The sequence below is a fragment of the Halopseudomonas litoralis genome, assembly GCF_900105005.1.
In the GTDB taxonomy this organism is placed as follows: domain Bacteria; phylum Pseudomonadota; class Gammaproteobacteria; order Pseudomonadales; family Pseudomonadaceae; genus Halopseudomonas; species Halopseudomonas litoralis.
This window is the reverse complement of the sequence record NZ_LT629748.1, coordinates 13,962-31,832: the sequence shown is the minus strand read 5'-3', so window position 1 is coordinate 31,832 and position 17,871 is coordinate 13,962. Positions and strand designations below refer to the sequence as shown.

Below are 17,871 nucleotides of genomic sequence, written 5' to 3'. Positions count from 1 at the left end.
GCCCCGGTCAGAACTTCATGTCTTCAAAGAAATTTTTAACACCTTCGAACCAGCTTTTGGCCCGCGGCGACTGATTACTGCCTTCGGCCTGCAGCGTATCACGCAGCTCGCCCAGCAGCTCGCGCTGACGCTTGGTCAGGTTGACTGGCGTTTCCACAGAAACGCGGCACAGCAGATCACCGGCAGAGCCACCACGCACCGGCACCACGCCTTTGCCCCGCAAGCGGAACAACTTGCCGGTCTGAGTGCCCTCGGGGATTTTCAGCTTGACCCGACCATCGAGCGTCGGTACTTCCAGATCACCACCCAGCGCAGCGTCAGCAAAGTTGATCGGTACTTCGCAATACAGATTCTTGCCGTCGCGCTGGAACAGCTTGTGCTCACGCACCGAGACCACTACATACAGATCACCGGACGGCCCACCATTGACGCCAGCCTCACCTTCGCCGGACAAACGAATGCGATCACCAGTATCCACTCCGGCCGGCACCTTGACCGACAGAGTCTTGTGTTCTTCAACCCGGCCCTGACCATGACAATCCTTGCACGGATCGCTGATCATCTGCCCTGTGCCATGACAGCGCGGACAGGTCTGTTGCACCGAGAAGAAGCCCTGCTGCATACGCACCTGACCGTGGCCACCACAGGTGGTGCAGGTTACCGGGCTGGTGCCCTTCTTGGCGCCACTGCCATCACAGGTCTTGCAACCGACCAGTGTCGGGACACGAATGGTGACCGAGGTGCCGCGAACGGCCTCTTCGAGGTCCAGCTCCAGGGTATAACGCAGGTCACTGCCGCGCTGCACACTCGAGCGGCCACGCCCACCACCGCCGCCACCGAAAATGTCACCGAACACGTCACCGAAGATGTCGGAGAAGTTTCCACCGCCACCGAAGCCCCCGGCACCGGCGCCCATGTTCGGGTCCACACCGGCGTGGCCATACTGATCGTAAGCCGCACGCTTGTTGGCGTCGGTAAGAACCTCATAGGCCTCGTTGGCCTCCTTGAATTTCTCTTCCGCCTCCGCGTCATCTGGATTACGGTCCGGGTGAAACTTCATTGCCAGCCGGCGATAGGCCTTTTTCAGCTCGGCTTCACTGGCGCCGCGCTCCACGCCCAGCACTTCATAATAATCACGCTTGGCCATAAATCCTGTTTCCTTTAGAAAGCCTTACGGCACAAACAGCAACGCGGGAATAGCTCCCGCGTTGCCTTGCCACGTAGTGTATCGGGCCTCAGGCAAGGCCCGACGCCCGATCACGCAAGGACTACTTGTTGTTGTCCTTGACCTCTTCGAACTCGGCATCCACAACGTCGTCGCTATCGGCGCCGGTATTGCTGGCGTCTTCCTGTGCGCCGCCCTGCTCCGCCTGAGCCTGCTCGGCGTACATCTTCTGCACCATGGGACCGGAAGCCTCGGACAGCGCATTGATCTTGGCTTCGATGTCAGCCTTGTCATCACCCTTGATGGCCTGCTCCAGATCTGCCAGTGCCGTCTCGATGGCGGATTTCTCTTCCTCGGTAGCCTTGTCACCCGCCTCGGTCAAGGTCTTGCGTGTCGCGTGAACCAGCTGATCACCCTGGTTGCGGATGTTCACCAGCTCCTCGAACTTGCGATCTTCCTCGGCATTGGCCTCGGCATCGCGCACCATCTGTTCGATCTCTTCATCGCTCAGACCGGAAGAGGCCTTGATGATGATCGACTGCTGCTTGCCAGTAGCCTTGTCTTTGGCGGACACGTTGAGGATACCGTTGGCGTCGATGTCGAAGCTGACTTCGATCTGCGGTACCCCGCGCTGCGCCGGCGGAATGTCGGCCAGGTCGAAACGGCCCAGCGACTTGTTCTGCGACGCCTGCTTGCGCTCACCCTGCAGCACGTGAATGGTCACGGCAGTCTGGTTGTCGTCAGCGGTCGAGAACACCTGCGACTTTTTGGTCGGGATGGTGGTGTTCTTCTCGATCAGCGCAGTCATCACGCCACCCATGGTTTCGATACCCAGCGACAGCGGGGAAACGTCCAGCAGCAGCACGTCCTTCACGTCACCAGCCAGTACCGCACCCTGGATTGCTGCGCCCACGGCAACAGCTTCATCCGGGTTAACGTCCTTGCGCGGTTCCTTGCCGAAAAATTCGGCAACAGTCTTCTGGACCAGCGGCATGCGGGTCTGACCACCGACCAGGATCACTTCATTGATCTCGGACACATCCAGACCAGCATCCTTCATGGCCACACGGCACGGCTCGATGCTGCGCTTGACCAGCTCTTCAACCAGCGACTCCAGCTTGGAGCGGGTCACCTTGACCTGCAGGTGCTTGGGACCAGTGGCATCAGCCGTGATGTACGGCAGGTTGACGTCGGTCTGCTGGGCCGAAGACAACTCGATCTTGGCTTTCTCGGCCGCTTCCTTCAGGCGCTGCAGGGCCAGCGGATCGTTGTGCAGGTCAACGCCGTTTTCCTTCTTGAATTCATCCGCCAGATAGTCGATCAGGCGCATGTCGAAGTCTTCACCACCGAGGAAGGTGTCACCGTTGGTGGCCAGTACTTCGAACTGGTGCTCACCATCAACTTCGGCAATCTCGATCACCGATACGTCGAACGTACCACCACCCAGGTCATATACGACCACAGTGGAGTCGCCACGGGCCTTGTCCATGCCATAGGCCAGCGCAGCTGCAGTCGGCTCGTTGATGATCCGCTTGACGTCCAGACCGGCGATGCGACCGGCATCCTTGGTAGCCTGACGCTGACTGTCGTTGAAGTACGCAGGCACGGTGATCACCGCTTCAGTGACCGCCTCGCCCAGGTAATCTTCAGCGGTTTTCTTCATTTTCTTCAGGACTTCCGCAGACACCTGCGGCGGCGCCATTTTTTCGCCCTTGGCTTCTACCCAGGCATCACCATTGTCAGCCTTGATGATCTTGTAGGGCACCAGCTTGATGTCCTTCTGCACGACGTCTTCGTCGAAGCGGCGACCGATCAGACGCTTAACGGCGTTCAGGGTGTTCTGCGGGTTGGTAACCGACTGACGCTTGGCGGACATACCGACCAGCGTTTCGCCATCATTGGTGTAGGCAACGATGGACGGCGTGGTGCGACCGCCTTCAGCGTTCTCGATAACCTTGGCTACGCCATTTTCCATAACCGCGACGCAGGAGTTGGTAGTCCCCAGGTCGATACCGATAATTTTACCCATGTGTCATTCTCCGAATATGCTGGCCGCGAACTCGTCAGCGGCACTGTTTAATCTGTCTGGACTCTAGATGGGGTCGAAAAAAGCTGATTTCAAGCCTTTTCGTCAATCGACCCGGCGGCACTGCCAACGCCCGCCTTGCTCACCACCACCATCGCCGGACGCAGCAGGCGACCGCTGATGGTGTAGCCTTTCTGGAACACCTTGATCACGGTGTTGGGCTCGACGTTGTCGCGCTCTTCCATGGTCATTGCCTGGTGCAATTCCGGGTTGAAGGGCTCGCCATGCGGATCCACCGCTACCACCTGATAGCGTGCCAGGGTGTCGCCGAACAACTTCAGCGTCAGCTCCATGCCATCACGCATCGGCTTGATCGCTGGGTCTTCGCCATTGGACAATTCGAGGCCGCGCTCCAGACTATCGACCACGGCCAGCAGATCATTGGCAAAACGTTCCAGAGCGAACTTGTGCGCCTTCTCCACTTCCTGCTCGGCGCGGCGGCGGGCATTCTGCACATCAGCAGCAGCACGCAACGCCTGATCCTGCGCGGTAGCCAGCTGCTCTTCCAGGCTGGCAATCCGCGCCACCAGATCTTCTTCAACGGCGACCGTCCCCTGCGCCTGATCGGCTGCGGACTCCTCGTCCTGCAGCTCCTGTCTCGGTTCGTCCACCATGTATATCTCCTGTCTGACAAAAAAGGCGACACGGCCCAGAGGCCGGATTGATCTTCACTGGTCCCTATATGGGGCTTCACTTTCCAGGTTCAAGGGCATTTTTTCGGCGGCTATAAAGGGGGGTTGTAGAACAACACACCACTACTGTATAAATAACCAGAACAACAAACTGCGGAGAACGACGCCATGCTGGTGCACCTGGCGGTTAACAATTACGCGATTGTCGATCATCTCGAGCTGGAACTGGACCGGGGCATGTCGGTTATCACCGGCGAAACCGGGGCCGGCAAATCCATCATGCTCGACGCCCTGGCATTGACCCTGGGCGATCGCGCCGACAGTGGTGCGGTGCGGCCGGGCGCCGACAAGGCGGACATTCTCGCTACCTTCGATATCAGCGACATTCCCGAAGCCGCGCAATGGCTGAGCCAGCGTGATCTGGCCAACGATGAAGCACAGGTGATCCTGCGCCGCGTGGTCACTGCCGAGGGTCGCTCGCGGGGCTATATCAACGGCAGCCCCTGCCCCCAGAAGGACCTCAAGGCACTGGGCGAGATGCTGATCGATATCCACAGCCAGCACGAACACCAGTCGCTGCTGAAAACCGACACCCACCGCCGACTACTGGACGAGTACGCGGGGGCCGGCGATCTCGCCCGCCAGGTGCAACTGGCCGCCCAACGCTGCCGACAGACCGAACAGGCACTGAAACAGGCCAGCGAAACCAGTGACGAACAGAATGCCCGCGTTCAACTACTCAGCTATCAGCTGGAAGAACTCGACAACCTGAGTCTGCAGGACGGCGAACTGAATCAGCTGGAAAGTGAGCAGCGCCAGCTGGCCAACGCCGAGCTGATCATGCAGTCATGCCAGCAGATCATCAATATCTGCAGTGAAAATGACAGCGGCAGCGTGCTGCAGGCGCTGACCTCCAGTCTCAGCCGTCTGGGCGGCCTGAAAGAACATGGCCGCAGCCTGGACGAAGCGCATAACCTGCTGGCCGGCGCGCAGATTCAGGTGGAAGAAGCAGTCGGCGAACTGACCCGTTATCTCGACCACTTCGAAGCCGATCCCCAGCGCCAGCAACAGGTCGAGGAACGGCTCGGCGTGATTCATGATCTGGCACGCAAACACCGAATAAATGCCGATCAGCTGCCCATGCTGCAACAACAGCTGATCGACGAGCTGGAGAACATTCAACAGCACGGCGCTGACAAGGAGCGCCTGGCAGAAGAACTCCAGTCCTACCGCGAACACTTTCAGACGTTGGCGGGTAAATTGTCCGCCACCCGCAGCAAGGCGGCAACACGTCTGGCCAAGGCAGTTACCGGAGAGATCCAGCAGCTGGGCATGCCGGGCGGGCAGATAAAGGTCGAACTGCATCCGCTCAAATTGGACCAGTACGCCGTGCAAGGTCTGGAAAATGTGGAGTTCCTGGTCAGCGCCAACCCCGGACAGCCGGCCAAACCCCTGGCCAAGGTCGCATCCGGCGGCGAGCTGTCGCGTATCAGCCTCGGCATTCAGGTCATCACCGCGCAGACCTCACGGGTGCCGACCCTGGTATTTGACGAAGTGGATGTAGGGATTGGCGGACCGACCGCGGAGATCGTCGGCAAATTGCTGCGTCAGCTGGGCGAACGCGGCCAGGTATTGACCGTGACTCACCTGCCGCAGGTGGCGGCACAAGGGCACCAGCACCTGTTCGTGCGCAAGGATCAGAAACGCGACTCTACCCGCACCTGTATTGATCGCCTGGATCAAGAGGGCCGAGTACATGAGGTAGCACGGATGTTGGGAGGAGTTGATCTTACCGAGGAGTCTCTGGCCCATGCCCGCAAACAGCTGACGGGCAATAAGCCATGATCAGCTGACGGGTTCCCCGTCAGCTTAAACAGGCCAGGCGGATGCCCGGCCTGCCGTCATTTCAGCCTTTCTTTTTCACGTACAGGACGAGATTGTGGTCCACCATCTCGTAACCGTGCTCCTCGACGATTTCTTTCTGTCGACGCTCGATCTCGGCATCGAAGAATTCGATCACCTCACCGGTATCCACACACACCATGTGGTCGTGATGTTCGCCGTCGGCCAATTCGAATACGGCATGTCCGCCGTCGAAGTTGTGGCGCACCACCAGACCGGCCGTTTCGAACTGGGTGAGAACCCGATAAACGGTAGCCAACCCGACATCTTCACCCGCCTCCATCAGCGCCTTGTAAACATCCTCGGCACTCATGTGACGGTCTTCGGTATTGTCCAGCATCTGCAGGATCTTGACGCGCGGCAGGGTTACCTTGAGCCCTACTTTACGTAGTTCGTGATTTTCAACCATGGTCAGTTTCTCTCTCAACGCTTCGCACCGCGGGATCAGTCGGGTATGATTCAGGGCCATTCAGCCAACTCTCGATAGTGGATGTTACCACGCGATGCCAAATAGTCTGAACCGTATCCTTTGTATCCTAGTATTATGCGCCGCCGGCGGAGCCCTCACCGGCTGCGGCTTCCCGGGCGTGTACAAGATCGACGTGCAGCAGGGCAACGTCGTCACCCAGGAGATGATTGACCAACTGCGTCCCGGCATGACCACTCGCCAGGTGCGCTTCATCATGGGCACTCCGCTGCTTCAGGACACCTTCGAGCCCAATCGCTGGGATTACCTGTACAGCATGCAGGCCGGACACAACCCCCGCGAGCAGGAACGCGTCAGCCTGATGTTTGAAGATGATCAGCTGGTTGGCCTGGCTGGTGATTTCGTCCCGGGCACCAGCCGTGACGAAGCCATCATGAGCGGCAGCAGCGACTCCGAACCGGCAGCCAGCAGCTACCCGGTCGATCTCGGCGCCCCGCTCGGTACCGGCGAGTAAGCAATCGGGCGGACGCTTCCGCCCGGCCTCGCAATACTCAGTCTTTCTGGACCTCGCCCCTGGCTCGGGCAGCCCGCTGTTTGCGTGCTTCCTTGGGATCGGCAATCAAGGGCCGGTAGAGTTCGACCCGCTCACCCTCGGTCAGTACCCGCTCTGCGGGCTTGACCACTGTCTTGCCGAACACGCCCATATCACTGCCATCCACATCCAGCCCCGGAAAATGCTCGGCGATACCTGACAGGCGCGCAGCCTCAAGTGCAGTGGTCCCGATGGGCACGGCAAGACGGATGATGCGTTGTTTATCCGGCAAGGCGTAAGCAACCTCCACGGTTATCGCCGGCTCACTCACCATACAGTTCATGGGCCCGCTTGGAAAAAGCCTCCACCATGGTATTGGCTGCATGGTTGAACAGCGGCCCCAGGGTTGCGCGAACCAACGCACCGGAATAGCTGAACTGCAGGTCCAGCGTGATCTTGCACGCCTGCTCGTTCAGCGCCTGGAAGGTCCAGACACCATTCAGCTCGCTGAAAGGCCCTTCTTCGAGATGCATCTCGATGCGCTCGCCAGGCACCAATTCATTACGGGTGGTGAAGGTCTGATGCAACCCGGCCTTGCCCACCGTCAGACGTGCCTGCATGGCTTCGTCACTTTCACTGATGATCTCCGCCTTGGTGCACCAGGGCAGGAATTCGGGATAATGCTCGACCCGGTTGACCAGGTCGAACAGACGCTCCGCCGGAAAAGGCAGCAGAGCCGAACGCTTGATATGCGTCATAGGTTATTCACTTGAACAGTTCGGTTAGGAAAATGATCATCACCCCCACGGGCGCAACATAGCGTACCAGCGTATAGACCACTGGGAACAGGCGCGACTTCTCCATCGCCAACTCAGCTCTCACCACATCCCTGTCCAGCACCCAGCCGGCAAACAATACAAAGCACAGCCCGCCCAATGGGAGCATGATACGGCTGGTCAGGTAGTCGATACTGTCGAAGAATGTCTTGCCTCCCGTCTCAGTCCAGGCAAAGAAATGCCAGCCCGCCTCATCAGCAACAAAAAACCGTGCGTCGGCAAGTATATTGAACGACATCACCGTGCCCAGTCCGACCACCCAGCAGCCTATAGCAATAATAGTAGTCACCAGAGCACGACTTCGCTTGGTGCGTTCAACCAAATAGGCCACCGCAGGCTCCAGCATGGAGATGGATGAGCTCCAGGCGGCCACGCCCACCAGCAGGAAGAAGATGAAGCCGAACAACTGGCCCATGCCCACCTGTCCGAAGGCGTAGGGCAGCGTGATGAACATCAGGCCCGGTCCAGCGCTGGGCTCCAGACCGGCGGCAAACACGATAGGAAACAGCGCCATGCCGGCGGTCAGGGCAACCAGGGCATCAATCAGGCCGACGGTCAGCACCGCCTTGCCGATGGAGGTCTTTTTCGGCATATAGGAACCGAACGCCATGATTGAACCCACGCCGACACTGAGCGTGAAGAAAGCATGTCCCATCGCTGCCAGAATACCGTCCGGCACTTTGGAAAGATCGAAGTGGAACAGGAATACCAAGCCTTCCTTGAAGTGCCCACTGGTCATACTGAAGCCCAGCAATACCAGAAGAAGCAGGAACAACAACGGCATCATCACCCGCAGGCTGCGCTCCAGCCCGGCATTCACGCCGCGGGCAATGGTCCACGCAGTAAAAATCATGAACACCGTATGCCACAGGGTCAGTCGCAATGGGTCGCCGGTCAGCGCAGCAAACCGCTGCTCCGCTGCCCCCGCAGAAATGCCACCGAACTCGGCATTCCCCATCGCCACTATGTATTCGAACGCCCAGCCAGCGACCACACTGTAGAACGACAGAATAAACAGCGCCCCGACCATGCCTACCATGGCAGCCCAGGACCATTTCGAAGACCCACCGGATTGCGCAGCCAGACTCTTCAGGGTATTTACAGGGCTCTGACGCCCGCGTCGCCCGAGCAGCGTTTCCGCCAGCATGATTGGCAAACCGATCAGCACAATACACAACAGGTAGACCAGCACGAAGGCACCGCCGCCGTACACGCCCACCATGTAAGGGAATTTCCAGATATTGCCCAGCCCCACTGCCGAGCCGGTGGCGGCCAGAATGAAAATCCAGCGGCTCGCCCAGATACCGTGCACCGACACATCATTATTCGCCATCAGGACATACCCGGTTTGAAAAAAGAGGGGCATTGTCCGGATTCTGACCAATGCCGACAAGGGCAGCTCGCGATCAAAGATAGCCGAAGCCGACGTCAGCCCCTATAATACGCCGCCTATGAGCAAGCAAAACAAACCCCAGGCCAACGGCGGCACCATTGCGCTGAACAAACGGGCCAAACACGAATATTTCGTCGAGCAACGCTTCGAAGCAGGCATCGCCCTTGCCGGCTGGGAAGTAAAAAGCCTGCGCGCCGGTAAAGCGCAGCTTGTGGATAGCTATGTCTTGCTGAAAAACGGCGAGGCCTACCTGTTCGGCGCACATTTCACTCCCCTGCAAACCGCCAGCACACACGTTATCGCCGATCCTATCCGCACGCGAAAACTGCTGCTCAACAGCAGGGAACTGGACAAGATCATCGCCGGTGTCGAGCAGAAGGGATACAGCTGCGTGCCGATGGCGCTGTACTGGAAAAAGCATCTGGTCAAATGCGAGATAGCGCTGGTCAAGGGCAAGAAGGATTATGACAAGCGCGAAACCGAGAAGAACCGCGACTGGGATCGTGAAAAACAGCGTCTGGTCCGCGAGAATAACCGCTGAACCACCGCTCTGTTACCAAAAATTTCCCGGCTGTACGCCAATGCGTCTTTGGCGTAGAATCACCACTGTATTACCAGCACCATGGTTTTGGGGCCGATCAGGATTCGACGACGGTTACAAAGCTTGAGGGGCATGCCGAGTTGGTAACAGAACTCGTAAATACACTGTTGCAAACCTATATAATTGCCAATGACGACAATTATGGTGCACAACTAGCTGCGTAAGCAGCCAAGTAGCACTTCTGGTAGCTTCGGCTCCAGCAATCATCAGAGGATGTCTGTAAACTCGAAATGATTGTCATATAGAACAGAATCGCCGCCAAGTTCGCTGTAGACGTAACGGCTAAAACTTATACAGCTCGCTCCAAACACCCTGTCACTCGGGCGGTGAGGAGTTAACTCAATAGAGATGACTACGCATGTAGAACCGATAGTGGCGGACTGGCGGACGGGGGTTCAAATCCCCCCGGCTCCACCAAATACACATCTAAGGGCGTCCACGGACGTCCTTTTTTGTGCCTGAAATTCAGTAAATACCGGGCTTACAGGTCTATTGGCGTCCATAGGTGTCCACCCGCAGCCACGCCCTTTGGTATACCAGATGGTATTCCAAGGGTTGATCTGGTATTTTTTGGAATACCAAGACCAGCTGTGGAATACCAAATGCGTGCCCAAGCGATTCGCCTGACAGAAGCCAAGATCAAAAATGCCAAAGCCCAAGAGAAGGACTATGTGATGGGCGATGGCGACGGCCTTCAAATGCGGATACGAATCAATGGCTCCAAGTTATGGAATTTTAACTACTACCATCCCTTAACCAAGAAACGCCTCAACATGGGCTTGGGTGCTTATCCCGAGATCTCGCTTTCTCAAGCCAGAAGGATGACGGTCGAAGCCAGAGAGCTGATTGCAATAGGGGTAGATCCAAAGGAACACCGTGATCAGGTTCGCCAGGAGCAGAGAGCAGCCACTGAGCACACCCTCGAAAAAGTAGCTGAAGCTTGGTTCAACCTCAAGAAAGAAAACGTCACCGCAGCCTACGCCGAGGACATCTGGCGCTCCCTAGCCTTGCATGTACTTCCAGATATTGGCCAAACCCCAATCTCTAAGATCACAGCGCCCAAGGTAATCGACCTGTTACGCCCCCTGGAAACCAAGGGCAGCCTGGAGACGGTCAAGCGCGTATCCCAGCGGCTGAATGAGATCATGACCTATGCAGTCAACTCTGGCTTGATTCATGCCAACCCTCTCAGCGGTATTCGTGCTGTCTTCAAGAAGCCGAAAAAGCAGAATATGGCGAGCTTGCGCCCAGATGAGCTTCCTGAATTGATGGTCGCCTTGGCAAATGCCAGCATCAAGCGAACCACTCGCGCTCTGATCGAATGGCAACTGCACACCATGACTCGACCAGTAGAAGCTGCCACAACACGTTGGTCAGATATTGATCTGGAAAAGAAGATTTGGACCATTCCTGCAGAACGGATGAAAAAACGTCGCCCGCACACCATCCCTTTATCACGACAGGCTCTGGCCATCCTTGAGGCACTCAAGCCATACAGCGGGCACCGCGAATATGTATTCCCCGCCGACCGCAACCCACGCGACCATTGCAACAGCCAAACCGCCAATATGGCCCTGAAACGCATGGGGTTTGGCGGTCGTTTGGTTAGCCACGGAATGCGTTCGTTAGCCAGCACCACCCTAAACGAACAAGGCTTTGACCCTGAGCTGATAGAGGTTGCACTTGCCCACGTCGACAAAGACGAGGTCCGCAGCGCCTACAACCGCGCTGACTACATTGAACGCAGGCGCCCTATGATGGAATGGTGGAGCAGGCATATCCAGCAAGCAGCAACTGGCAGCCTTTCCGTAGCAGCTTTTAGCGAAGCACAAGGCAGAAAGGTGGTTTCGATTAGATAATCGCTTTCTGCCCATAACGGACAATCAAGAAGACAATACTCTCGTTTTGCAAATCTGCCAAATTCAGATAGAAAATAAGGGAGACAGAACAGGCAGGAGCGCGGCTACCGGGCACCCTGCTGTTTTAAACAGCGTGCTGAAAATTAACGAGGCCTAGACCAAGATAGCCTTACAGTCATTTTTTCAGCGCATCGTCATCGACGTTAGGAGACGAAGAGGTCTGGCATATATAGCATTCGGCCCCCGTTGCGTGCGGGCCGAATGCTACAATAGTGGCGCAGGAACATACACTCACTGTTAGTTACGACTTAAATGAGCAAACCGGTTTCGGCGGAAACCACTCTATCTACGCCGCTTATTAGATGTTTCATAGGACAGGCCGGTAATTGGACCAGCGTAGTATTCCTCTTCCAAAAATTTCAATACGGAACGCAGTTCTTGACTATCTTTGGGTATAACGATCCTGTCGATACCAGTATCATTATTTATTTTGAGTGGCACATTATGCCCTTGTGCCAGCTGCAAAAGTTGCGTCGGTGTATAATTTGTTAGAATTCCGGAATCCAGAATATACGCGACCCGAGTCCTAACCCATTGCCCAGAGCCATGCTTAAGGTCAGTAAGGCTCTCTACGCTCACTGTAGGTAGCTGTGCCAACGCGTCTATGTCTGCCTCGGTGGCAGCTCTGTAATGTTGAGAGATATCTATGATCTGCTTCAGCCACCACATACTCCTAAACTTAAGGGAGGCGCCCGTCACGACAGCATGGCAACCCTCACCAATCATCAGACCTGACTCTGTACTCTTGGTAAAGGTATCGCTACTCAGACCCTGAAAAATATTTAGCCGGCTGCCCGCAATGCGTTGCGACCAAGGAATTACCTGAAAAACATACGTTTGGCTCGCGGCATCGTATCCATATATGCAATTAACCGTCTCTACCACCCCGCTGTTATGGGGTAGGACCGGGCAACCGACTGCATTGTGAACGGGATCATAAAGGTACGCTGGCACGTCAAACGGAGCTATCTCCAATATTTCTGTTTCGTCAGGCTTGAAATTCTCTCGCTCAAATGGCACAACCACTAAATTCGGGTCGAGAAGCTCACCTGCATATTGAGTGAACGCTGCTGAAAGATCCCGCTGCAACGTTTGTTCGAGGTCCAGACGATAAACGCTTGCACCTCTCGCTATAGCAAAGAAATCCATATCTGCCTCAAGTCTGTATCAGAAGAAAATTGGAAAGCCGGCCTATTGATTTAACATCCTTCACGTCGGTAATCGTGTTACTAGATAACAGGATGTAGCTAACTCCAGTCTTTGACTCCACCTCATAGAAGTGATAGCCAAGCATAGACAAAACTGGATTGAACGTAAAGGCATGAGCGGTTGATAGAAGAAATACAATCATCAGCAATACAAACAACTGTGCAGTCACGCTAACTTCCCCTACAGGTGTAACTAATGGAAAGAGATAGGTAACCACATACGCCACCACCTCATTGTCCATGGTTTTTACACTTGAGGCCTCAAAGCTAATCAATGTGGTCTTAGCTTTCGCCAAGCGGATAATTGCGTAACACAGCACAACAAGAACAATCCCACCTATCACAGCGTAGCCCTGTAGGGGTGTAAATCCATTACGACTAAAGTCTGCTATCGCCCACGTAAGTGAAACAGGAGAAACAGCGGTCAAGGCTAGTAGTAATTTTAAAAAACTGTTGAGCATTTTGCCTCTCCCCGTCATCTATACCGCAATATCCATAAATCGTTTTCCCTCGTTAACGCTTGCCACGTCAGCTCTTGTCTCATGCCCAAGCGGGAACATGCCGCCCCCCTACGAGGCCGCAAAGTCTTCCCCTGCGCGCATTTATATTGTCCATAACACCCATTAGTCCCCGCTGCTCATGGGCGGCGAATCTGCGAATTGTCACCGCGTCCGCATAAGCTGACGAGCGTAATTTCCGCTTTGCTGCAGGCGCAATCCTTCACTGTACAGCAAAAGAGTCAGAATTATTTTTCCCTAACCTAAATCTCCGATTTCCGCTGATAGCAAGCCTCGTAGGGATCCGCTACCGACAGGGCATCTTCCATACCCCCTCCCAATCAGTCGTATACCGCGGGCTCAATAATTCACGTCTCATGCCCCACCCCGGTGTAGCAGGCACCCTGGCCGGCCGTAACGTACCTCTACCCCACCGAGTGTTGATCTGATCCAACACACTCATCACTCTCCCTGTTGATTCGGGCTGCTCCTGAGCAAACAGGTCGCCAGAAAACTCGCTACGCTGCCCCAGATCCATCAGCAGGATTTCAGCCTTAGCGTAGGCATAACCAGTGCGGTAGATCGCCTCCAGGCCCTTGCTGGCTGCTTTGATGATCAACCTTGTGTCATCAGTGGGAAACGGCAGTTCACAGATCACGCCCTTTGCGAACTTGGCCTCATCCGGATTGAACATACCGGTGCGGATACTGACCCGCACCTTCTTGCACAGCGAACCCTGGGCGCGCAGCTTCTCGCAAGCGCGGGCAGCGTAAGTGGCCACCGCCTCACGTATAGGCTCTTTCTCATACAGGCGCTGGCCGAATGCACGACTGCTGCAGATCTCCTGTTTGGGGGCTGGGTCATCATCCAGTTCCAGACAGGGAACGCCGCGTAGTTCGCGGGCAGTCTTTTCGATCACGACGCTGTGCCTTTTCCTTAAGGTCCAAGCATCAGCCTGCGCCAGGTCCCACGCCGTTTGGATACCAGCCAAGGCCAGGTGCTCTTTCATCCGTCGGCCAACGCCCCATACCTCATCCACCGGCATGTGCTTGAGCAGCCAGTCGCGCTTGTGATCGCTGTCGAGATATACGACGCCACCCGTGTGAGCCTGCCACCGCTTGGCTCCGGCATTGGCCAACTTCGCCAGGGTCTTGGTTGGTCCGATCCCTATGCCGGTGGGGATGCCGGTCTGTTTCAACACCTGCGCCCGTATCTGTCTCGCGAGCTGCTCTGGCGAGGCGATGCCTGTCAAGTCGGCAAAGGCCTCGTCAATCGAATACACCTCCAGCGTCGGTACCAAACTCTCAATAACCGTCATCACCCGCTGGCTCATGTCGCCATAGAGAGCGTAGTTGCTGCTGAACGCCACGATGCCATGACGCCGCAGAACGTCCTTGATCTTGTGGTACGGCTCGCCCATCTTCACGAACGGCTTTGAGTCCGCCGATCTGGCAATAACGCAGCCGTCGTTGTATCTGAATGACTCTAACAGTTAGTAGATCATAGGGTATTGATTTTTAACGAAAATAATCTTCTAACATTTTTTGATTTATTTCCTTCGTTCCTGATGGTGATACTCCTCGACTAAGCCAATTTCAGACGTGGTTTCGCAAAGCAAGGCGGCGGGTCGCAATCGACGATAGCTTCACTGTATACTTCCGGCTCCGCATACTCCTTGAGCTACAGGAACACCAGCATGACTGTACTCCAAACGATCTACTGGCAGCCTACGCCGCCTTAGCGCTACGCCCCCTCGCAACACCTCGCTTCCGCTAGTTTCGCTCGCGGCTGCGTACTGCTGTATGCCCGGTTCTTACACCCAAAGCACACAGCACAATAATCCTCACAATTTGAATTCGTATCGACGCGCTCGCCCTTCGTCTGGCGTGTGTGCGGTGCATTGCTTTGGATATTCTGATGCTACAAACACTCAAACAAACGTGGTTTTACAACGTCCGTGGCGACGTGCTCGCGGGGATCGTCGTCGCACTTGCGCTGATCCCTGAAGCCATCGCTTTCTCTATCATTGCGGGCGTCGACCCCAAAGTTGGTCTCTACGCCTCATTCTGTATCGCCGTGGTGATCGCCTTTGTCGGTGGCCGCCCAGGCATGATTTCAGCCGCGACAGGGGCCATGGCACTGCTGATGGTGACACTGGTCAAGAACCATGGTCTTGAATATCTGCTGGCTGCCACGCTGCTATGTGGCGTGTTGCAAATTGGTGCTGGCTACCTGAAGCTCGGCTTGCTGATGCGCTTCGTCTCGCGCTCGGTGGTGACCGGCTTCGTCAATGCGCTGGCGATCCTGATCTTCATGGCGCAACTGCCCGAGCTGACCAATGTCACCTGGCACGTCTACGCTATGACAGCCGCAGGCCTCGGCATCATCTACCTGTTCCCCTACGTGCCCAAGATCGGCAAGGTGATCCCCTCGCCGTTGGTCTGCATCCTGGTGTTGACCGCAGTGGCCATCTACCTCGGGCTGGAAATCCGCACCGTAGGTGACATGGGCCAGTTGCCGGATACCCTGCCGGTCTTCCTCTGGCCGGACGTGCCGCTGACTTTTGAAACCCTGGCCATCATCTTCCCGTACTCCGCTGCACTGGCCGTGGTTGGTCTGCTGGAGTCGATGATGACCGCGACCATTGTTGACGACCTGACCGACACCCCCAGCGACAAGAACCGTGAGTGCAAGGGCCAAGGTGTGGCCAACATTGCTTCGGGCCTGATCGGCGGCATGGCCGGCTGCGCGATGATTGGTCAATCGATCATCAACGTGAAATCCGGCGGTCGCTCTCGACTGTCGTCCCTGGCCGCAGGCGTATTCCTGCTGCTGATGGTGGTATTCCTCGGCGATTGGCTGAAGCAGATCCCAATGGCTGCCCTGGTAGCCGTAATGATCATGGTATCCATCGGCACCTTCAGTTGGGATTCGCTGCGCAACCTGAAGAAGCACCCGCTGTCGACCAACATTGTCATGGTCGTCACCGTGGTGGTCGTGGTGGCCACCCACAACCTGGCCTTCGGCGTGCTGGCCGGCGTGCTGCTGGCCGCGATGTTCTTCGCCAACAAGGTTGGCCATTACATGGCTATCAGTTCTTCGCTGGACGAAGCCGGCGAGCATCGTAGCTATAACGTCACAGGCCAGGTGTTCTTCAGCTCGGCAGACAAGTTCGTCGCTGCCTTTGACTTCAAGGAAGCCCTGAACAAGGTAACCATCGACCTGAATCGCGCCCACTTCTGGGATATCACCGCCGTTGCTGCCCTGGACAAGGTGGTTATCAAGTTCCGCCGCGAAGGCACCGAAGTTGAAGTGCTGGGCCTCAACGAAGCGAGCGCCACTATCGTGGATCGCTTCGGTGTTCACGATAAACCCGACGCCATTGATCAACTCATGGGCCACTGAGAAGGAGAACAACAATGACCCACGTAATTGCCTGTATCGACGGTTCCGCCTCGGCCCCAACCGTGTGCGACTACGCAGCCTGGGCGAGTCTAAGCCTGGAAGCACCGCTGACCTTTCTGCATGTGCTGGATCAGCGCCAGTACCCGGTTGCAACCGATCTGAGTGGCAATATCGGCCTTGGCAGCCGCGAGCATCTACTCGATGAGCTTGCTTCCCTGGATGAACAGCGCGGCAAGTTAGCCCTTGAACAAGGGCGGATCGTGCTTGCGGCCGCAAAAGAGCGGGCCATAAAGGATGGTGTCGCCGCACCTGAGTCCAAGCAGCGTCATGGTGATCTGCTGGAAAGCCTGCAAGAGCTGGAAAGCGAAATGCGCCTACTGATCATCGGTCGCCAGGGCGAGTCTAGTGGCGGTCTGAGTCAGCATGTCGGAAGCCAGCTGGAAAGCGTGATCCGTATCATGCACCGACCGATCCTGGTCACCCCGGCCAGCTTCCAAAAGCCCAAGAGCGCGATGCTGGCATTCGATGGCGGCGCTACTACCCGCAAGGGTGTGGAGATGTTGGCGGCCAGCCCCTTGCTGAAGGGGTTGCCGATCCACCTGGTCATGGTTGGGCCAGTGAGCGACGAATCGTCCGCGCAGCTGGACTGGGCGCAGAAAATGCTGTTCAACGCCGGATTCACTGTTCGTGCCGAGACCCGGAGCGGCGAGATAGAGCCTACCCTGCACGCCTATCAGAAAGAGCATGGCATCGATCTGCTGGTGATGGGGGCCTATGGCCATTCACGTATCCGGCAGTTCCTGGTCGGTAGCACCACGACCAGCATGCTCCGCACCACCACCAGTCCGCTATTACTGCTGCGCTAATGGCCATAGACGACGCCCTCGATCTTGCTCATTTCAAGACCCTGCTGGAGCAGCGATCTGCCGAGCTGGATCGATTGCTGGAAGACGCTGAGTCTCGCTCGCAATCGATAGAGCTGGATCAAAGCAAGGTGGGGCGTCTGTCGAGGATGGATGCACTCCAGCAGCAAGCAATGAACGATGCAACTCGCAGTCGGGCGCAGCATGAACGCGTCCGCCTCCAACTGGCCCTCAAGCGTTGGCACGAGGGTGAGTATGGCTGGTGTAACCAATGCGGCGAGTTGATCGCCCCGGGCCGCCTGGAATTCGATCCAGCAACGCTGCTGTGCATCACCTGTGCCAGCCGCACCGAGTCGAGTTGAAACCAGCGTGCGGCACGCTGCATCTCCCAATTAAAGAGGTCTC

15 protein-coding genes, 1 other RNA gene and 2 pseudogenes are annotated in these 17,871 nt (G+C 56.5%); 8 read left to right on the top strand and 10 right to left on the bottom strand.

Translation table 11 applies throughout. The features are described from left to right. Positions 1-7 precede the first annotated feature (7 nt). The 3 genes from dnaJ to grpE all read right to left on the bottom strand — a co-directional run bounded on the left by dnaJ (position 8) and on the right by grpE (position 3,865). The gene (gene dnaJ / locus BLU11_RS00150) at positions 8-1,147 is read right to left on the bottom strand and encodes a molecular chaperone DnaJ (RefSeq protein ID WP_090271484.1); all 1,140 of its coding nucleotides are present in this window, start codon (positions 1,145-1,147) and stop codon (positions 8-10) included. Positions 1,148-1,268: 121 nt separating this feature from the next. Beyond that, positions 1,269-3,194, bottom strand: coding sequence for a molecular chaperone DnaK (gene dnaK / locus BLU11_RS00145; RefSeq protein ID WP_090271483.1), 1,926 nt, complete (start codon positions 3,192-3,194; stop codon positions 1,269-1,271). 89 nt (positions 3,195-3,283) lie between these two features. Then, positions 3,284-3,865: a nucleotide exchange factor GrpE gene (grpE, locus tag BLU11_RS00140; protein WP_090271482.1), complete on the bottom strand. Its 582-nt coding sequence runs from the start codon at positions 3,863-3,865 to the stop codon at positions 3,284-3,286. A 186-nt stretch (positions 3,866-4,051) separates the two neighbouring features. Between grpE and recN the strand changes: the two genes are divergently transcribed. Then, entirely contained in the window at positions 4,052-5,728 is a 1,677-nt protein-coding gene (gene recN, locus BLU11_RS00135; RefSeq protein ID WP_090271481.1) for a DNA repair protein RecN, read from the top strand. Positions 5,729-5,789: 61 nt separating this feature from the next. Here recN and fur read toward each other — a convergent pair whose 3' ends face one another. Beyond that, positions 5,790-6,194, bottom strand: a complete 405-nt coding sequence (gene fur / locus BLU11_RS00130; RefSeq protein ID WP_090276088.1) for a ferric iron uptake transcriptional regulator — start codon at positions 6,192-6,194, stop codon at positions 5,790-5,792. A 94-nt stretch (positions 6,195-6,288) separates the two neighbouring features. Here fur and BLU11_RS00125 point away from each other — a divergent pair. Next, positions 6,289-6,693 (top strand): annotated as a pseudogene (locus tag BLU11_RS00125) (outer membrane protein assembly factor BamE); the annotation flags it as partial. A 70-nt stretch (positions 6,694-6,763) separates the two neighbouring features. Here BLU11_RS00125 and BLU11_RS00120 read toward each other — a convergent pair. Genes BLU11_RS00120 through BLU11_RS00110 form a run of 3 tightly spaced genes read right to left on the bottom strand, consistent with a single transcriptional unit; the run spans position 6,764 to position 8,913 of the window. Then, on the bottom strand, positions 6,764-7,078 hold the full coding sequence (locus BLU11_RS00120) for an RnfH family protein (protein WP_090271479.1): 315 nt from the start codon (positions 7,076-7,078) through the stop codon (positions 6,764-6,766). Beyond that, the gene (locus BLU11_RS00115; RefSeq protein WP_090271478.1) at positions 7,068-7,502 is read right to left on the bottom strand and encodes a type II toxin-antitoxin system RatA family toxin; all 435 of its coding nucleotides are present in this window, start codon (positions 7,500-7,502) and stop codon (positions 7,068-7,070) included. The genes BLU11_RS00120 and BLU11_RS00115 overlap by 11 nt, the downstream gene beginning before the upstream one ends. A gap of 7 nt (positions 7,503-7,509) precedes the next feature. Beyond that, entirely contained in the window at positions 7,510-8,913 is a 1,404-nt protein-coding gene (locus BLU11_RS00110; RefSeq protein ID WP_090271477.1) for a sodium-dependent transporter, read from the bottom strand. A 118-nt stretch (positions 8,914-9,031) separates the two neighbouring features. On the opposite strand from BLU11_RS00110, the gene smpB reads away from it, so the two are divergent. The 3 genes from smpB (at position 9,032) to BLU11_RS00095 (ending at position 11,433) form a co-directional block, all read left to right on the top strand. Further along, on the top strand, positions 9,032-9,514 hold the full coding sequence (smpB, locus tag BLU11_RS00105; protein WP_090271476.1) for an SsrA-binding protein SmpB: 483 nt from the start codon (positions 9,032-9,034) through the stop codon (positions 9,512-9,514). 89 nt (positions 9,515-9,603) lie between these two features. Continuing rightward, positions 9,604-9,991: a transfer-messenger RNA gene (gene ssrA / locus BLU11_RS00100) on the top strand. A gap of 185 nt (positions 9,992-10,176) precedes the next feature. Then, positions 10,177-11,433, top strand: coding sequence for an integrase domain-containing protein (locus tag BLU11_RS00095; protein ID WP_090271475.1), 1,257 nt, complete (start codon positions 10,177-10,179; stop codon positions 11,431-11,433). 342 nt (positions 11,434-11,775) lie between these two features. Here the strand turns inward: BLU11_RS00095 and BLU11_RS00090 are convergent, their stop codons facing one another. The 3 genes and pseudogenes from BLU11_RS00090 to BLU11_RS00080 form a co-directional block, all read right to left on the bottom strand. Continuing rightward, positions 11,776-12,642 (bottom strand): Kiwa anti-phage protein KwaB-like domain-containing protein, encoded by an 867-nt coding sequence (locus BLU11_RS00090; RefSeq protein ID WP_090271474.1) that lies wholly within the window; start codon positions 12,640-12,642, stop codon positions 11,776-11,778. A 7-nt stretch (positions 12,643-12,649) separates the two neighbouring features. After that, positions 12,650-13,162: a hypothetical protein gene (locus BLU11_RS00085; RefSeq protein ID WP_157718471.1), complete on the bottom strand. Its 513-nt coding sequence runs from the start codon at positions 13,160-13,162 to the stop codon at positions 12,650-12,652. A gap of 343 nt (positions 13,163-13,505) precedes the next feature. Next, a pseudogene (locus BLU11_RS00080) lies at positions 13,506-14,669 on the bottom strand (Y-family DNA polymerase); the annotation flags it as partial. 446 nt (positions 14,670-15,115) lie between these two features. On the opposite strand from BLU11_RS00080, the gene BLU11_RS00075 reads away from it, so the two are divergent. Genes BLU11_RS00075 through BLU11_RS00065 form a run of 3 tightly spaced genes read left to right on the top strand, consistent with a single transcriptional unit; the run spans position 15,116 to position 17,828 of the window. Then, complete coding sequence (locus BLU11_RS00075; RefSeq protein ID WP_090271468.1) at positions 15,116-16,603, top strand: SulP family inorganic anion transporter; 1,488 nt, start codon at positions 15,116-15,118, stop codon at positions 16,601-16,603. A 14-nt stretch (positions 16,604-16,617) separates the two neighbouring features. Then, the gene (locus BLU11_RS00070; protein WP_090271465.1) at positions 16,618-17,469 is read left to right on the top strand and encodes a universal stress protein; all 852 of its coding nucleotides are present in this window, start codon (positions 16,618-16,620) and stop codon (positions 17,467-17,469) included. Continuing rightward, positions 17,469-17,828 carry a TraR/DksA family transcriptional regulator gene (locus tag BLU11_RS00065; RefSeq protein WP_090271463.1) on the top strand — a complete coding sequence of 120 codons (360 nt, stop codon included), beginning with the start codon at positions 17,469-17,471 and terminating at the stop codon, positions 17,826-17,828. Before BLU11_RS00070 ends, BLU11_RS00065 begins: the two co-directional genes overlap by 1 nt. Positions 17,829-17,871 lie beyond the last annotated feature (43 nt).

Bases quoted from the DNA above. Each gene is read 5' to 3' on its own strand.
- dnaJ (WP_090271484.1), bottom strand. From the start codon at position 1,147: ATGGCCAAGCGTGATTATTATGAAGTGCTGGGCGTGGAGCGCGGCGCC.
- BLU11_RS00120 (WP_090271479.1), bottom strand. From the start codon at position 7,078: ATGGTGAGTGAGCCGGCGATAACCGTGGAGGTTGCTTACGCCTTGCCG.
- BLU11_RS00085 (WP_157718471.1), bottom strand. From the start codon at position 13,162: ATGCTCAACAGTTTTTTAAAATTACTACTAGCCTTGACCGCTGTTTCT.
- BLU11_RS00075 (WP_090271468.1), top strand. From the start codon at position 15,116: ATGCTACAAACACTCAAACAAACGTGGTTTTACAACGTCCGTGGCGAC.
- BLU11_RS00070 (WP_090271465.1), top strand. From the start codon at position 16,618: ATGACCCACGTAATTGCCTGTATCGACGGTTCCGCCTCGGCCCCAACC.
- BLU11_RS00065 (WP_090271463.1), top strand. From the start codon at position 17,469: ATGGCCATAGACGACGCCCTCGATCTTGCTCATTTCAAGACCCTGCTG.
- recN (WP_090271481.1), top strand. From the start codon at position 4,052: ATGCTGGTGCACCTGGCGGTTAACAATTACGCGATTGTCGATCATCTC.
- grpE (WP_090271482.1), bottom strand. From the start codon at position 3,865: ATGGTGGACGAACCGAGACAGGAGCTGCAGGACGAGGAGTCCGCAGCC.
- BLU11_RS00090 (WP_090271474.1), bottom strand. From the start codon at position 12,642: ATGGATTTCTTTGCTATAGCGAGAGGTGCAAGCGTTTATCGTCTGGAC.
- smpB (WP_090271476.1), top strand. From the start codon at position 9,032: ATGAGCAAGCAAAACAAACCCCAGGCCAACGGCGGCACCATTGCGCTG.
- dnaK (WP_090271483.1), bottom strand. From the start codon at position 3,194: ATGGGTAAAATTATCGGTATCGACCTGGGGACTACCAACTCCTGCGTC.
- BLU11_RS00110 (WP_090271477.1), bottom strand. From the start codon at position 8,913: ATGGCGAATAATGATGTGTCGGTGCACGGTATCTGGGCGAGCCGCTGG.
- fur (WP_090276088.1), bottom strand. From the start codon at position 6,194: ATGGTTGAAAATCACGAACTACGTAAAGTAGGGCTCAAGGTAACCCTG.
- BLU11_RS00095 (WP_090271475.1), top strand. From the start codon at position 10,177: ATGCGTGCCCAAGCGATTCGCCTGACAGAAGCCAAGATCAAAAATGCC.
- BLU11_RS00115 (WP_090271478.1), bottom strand. From the start codon at position 7,502: ATGACGCATATCAAGCGTTCGGCTCTGCTGCCTTTTCCGGCGGAGCGT.